At 74.1% G+C, this 3,263-nt stretch carries 2 protein-coding genes; both read left to right on the top strand.

Going from position 1 to position 3,263, the window contains the following annotated elements:
- Nucleotides 1-123: 123 nt before the first annotated feature.
- The gene (locus tag GKQ77_RS30495) at nucleotides 124-303 is read left to right on the top strand and encodes a hypothetical protein (RefSeq protein WP_219692357.1); all 180 of its coding nucleotides are present in this window, start codon (nucleotides 124-126) and stop codon (nucleotides 301-303) included.
- Between the two features lie 133 nt (nucleotides 304-436).
- Nucleotides 437-3,263 (top strand): ATP-binding protein (locus GKQ77_RS30500; protein WP_219692358.1); only part of this gene is annotated, 2,827 nt, incomplete at its 3' end.

Raw genomic sequence — 3,263 nt, forward strand, 5'->3', positions numbered from 1 at the left:
CCTAAGGCCCCCGGCCCCCCGGAGATCCGCAACTCGACCGATGTGAAGGACCCCCCTGGGAGACGAGAGTGGAGTCATCGCAGAGAGCGATGGCACCACCCGCAACTACCCAAGGGGTAAAAGATGTTCGAGTACGAGATGCACCAGATGCGCGCCGCCGACCTCATCCGGGAGGCCGACCGCCGCCGCCTGATCCGCGAGGCCCGCGGCAACCGCGCCGCCGCCCGCCGCTCCGGCCGCGACAAAGCGGAAGGGCGGGTGAGCGCGCCCCTGTGGAAGTCCCGCTTCACCCGGGCCGCCTGACGTGAACGGGCCCGCACCGGCGTCCGCACCGCACCCGCGCGGGCGGACGCCGAGGGCCCCGCAGCGGCCGAAAAGGCCCCTGGCCTGGACCACCGCACCGAAATTGACCGCCCCGACCTCCCCACACTGTGCGATGCTCGCGGGCGTGCAGACCAGGTCCGTCAGTCCCGTGTTCGTCGGCCGCGCCGACGAACTGGCCATACTGAACGAAGCGCTCGACCGTGCCACGGGAACCCCGCTCGCAGGAGCCGGGGGCCCGGGCACGGGCGAGCCGCAGGCGTTGTTGCTCGGCGGTGAGGCAGGCGTAGGCAAGACCCGCCTCATCGAGGAGTTCACCGAAGCCGCCGAGAAGCGGGGTGCCGTCGTCGCGCTCGGCGGCTGCGTGGAGATCGGCGCCGACGGCCTGCCGTTCGCCCCCTTCTCCACCGCCCTGCGCGCCCTGCGCCGCCAACTGCCCGACGAACTGGCCGCCGCCGCGGCCGGGCAGGAGGAGGAACTCGCCCGGCTCCTGCCCGAACTGGCCGGCGCCGCCCCGCGCCCCTCCGGCCACGGCGGCAGATCCGACGAGCAGGACATGGCACGGCTCTTCGAGCTGACCGCCCGCCTCCTGGAACGCCTCTCCCGCGAACGCACGGTCGTCGTCGCCCTGGAGGACCTGCACTGGGCCGACGCCTCCACCCGCCACCTCCTCGCCTACCTCTTCCGCACCCTGCGCGGCGGCCGCCTCGTCCTCCTCGCCACCTACCGCGCCGACGACATCCACCGCCGCCACCCGCTGCGCCCCCTGCTCGCCGAGCTGGACCGGCTGCGCACGGTGCGGCGCCTGGAACTCGGCCGCTTCAGCAGGGACGAAGTCGCCCGCCAGATGGCCGGGATATTCGCCGCCGAGCCCGAACAGTCCCTGGTGGACGAGATATTCGACCGCTCCGACGGCAACGCCTTCTTCGTCGAGGAGCTGGCCGTCGCCACCCACGGCGGCAGCTGCGCGGGCCTCACCGACTCGCTGCGCGACCTGCTCCTCGTACGCGTAGAGGAACTGCCCGAGGACACCCAGCGCGTGGCACGGATCGTCGCGGAGGGCGGCTCCACCGTCGAGTACGAACTCCTCGCCGAGGTCGCCGGACTCGGCGAGGACGACCTGATCGAGGCGTTGCGGGCCGCCGTCGGCGCCAACATCCTGCTCGCCTCGCCCGAGGGCGACGGCTACCGCTTCCGGCACTCCCTGGTCCGCGAGGCCATCAGCGACGACCTGCTGCCCGGCGAACGCTCCCGCATCAACCGCCGCTTCGCCGAGGCCCTGGAGGCCGACCCCGGGCTCGTCGCCGCCGACCAGCGCGCCGCCCGCCTCGCCACCTACTGGTACTACGCGCACGACGCGGCCAAGGCCCTGCCCGCCGTCCTCAGAGCCTCCGTCGAGGCCCGCCACCGCCACGCCTACGCCGAGCAGCTGCGCCTCCTGGAGCGGGCGATGGAGCTGTGGGACGACGCCCCCGACGGCGCCCGCGCCGAACTCCGCCCCGCCGACTACGTCGAGGGCTACCCCGACTGCAGCGACTGCGACCCCGCCACCACCCCGCTGGACTATCTGGACCTGATGGCCGAGGCCACCGTCGCCGGACGGCTCTGCGGCGAACGCGACCGCGCCCTGAAGAGCACCAAGCGCGCCCTCCGCCTCCTGGAGGGCGAGGACGCCCCCCTGCGCTCCGCCTGGTTCTGGGTCCAGCGCTCCCGCCTCGTCTCCACCCTCGGCCGCGGCGACGGCTGGGCCGAGATCGCCAAGGCCCAGGAGCTGATGCGCGGCCTGCCGCCCTCCGAGGTGCACGCGGACGTACTCGTCCACCGCGCCTCCTGGGGAATGCTGCACGACCCGGGCCCCGACACCATGGCCGCCGCCGAACGCGCGGTCGAGTACGCCCGCATGGTCAAGGCCGACACCATCGAGCTGAACGCCCGCCTCACCCGCGGCAACCTCCTCATAGAAGCGGGCGACCCGGAGACCGGCCTCGCCGAGATGTACGAGGTCAGGGACCGCGTCGTCGAACAGGGCCTGGTCGCCGACCTCAGCCGCGCCCACATCAACCTCCCCTCCGCCCTCGAAGGCGTCGGCCGCTCCGCCGAGTCCGTGAAGGTCGCGATGGAGGGCATCGAGTTCTGCCGCAAGTACGGCCTGATGGACACCGAGGGCTGGGTGTGGGCCAACGCCTGCGAATCCCTCCTCTCCCTCGGCCGCTGGGAGGAGGCCGCCGAGGCCGCCGCCCAGACCCAGCGCTGCGTGCAGAGTTCAAAGCCACGGGGCTCCGCCGAGCAGTGCATGGCACGCATGGCGCTCTGCCGCGGCGACCACGACGCCGCGACCCGCCACCTCCAGGCCGCCCACCACCACTACGGCACCCACGACCCGCAGCCGCAGTACACCCTGCCGCTGGCCCGGATCACCGTCGGTATCGCCGCCGCCGAGGGCCGCGTCCTGGACGGCCGCGCCGAGATCGAACGCCACCTCGCCCGCGGGCTTCCCTTCGGCACCTACCGGCACGGCTGGCCGCTGCTGCTCGCCGCCGCCGCGCTGGAGGCCGACGCCCGCGGCCTGCCCGCCGCCGAGGAGGGCCGCCCCGCCGCCCTCGCACGCATCCGCGCGGTGACCAAGTCCCTCGCCACACCGATCCCGCTCTGGCGTGCCTACGACGCGTGGACCCGCGCCGAACTGCTGCGCGCCGAGGGCCGCGACGGCCCCGCCGACTGGACCGCCGTGGTCACCGCCGTCGAACCCCTGGACCGGCCCTACGAACTCGCCCTCGTCCGCCTGCGCCTCGCCGAGGCGCTTCTCTCCCCGGACGGCACCGACCGCGACCGCGCCGCCCACCTGCTGCGCCAGTCGGCGGAAGAGGCGGAGCGGCTGGGTGCGCGGCCCCTCACCGAGTCGATCACCGGGCTGGCCCAGCGGGCCCGCCTCACCCTGCACC

It is taken from the genome of Streptomyces anatolicus (genome assembly GCF_019400875.1).
Classification (GTDB): domain Bacteria; phylum Actinomycetota; class Actinomycetes; order Streptomycetales; family Streptomycetaceae; genus Streptomyces; species Streptomyces anatolicus.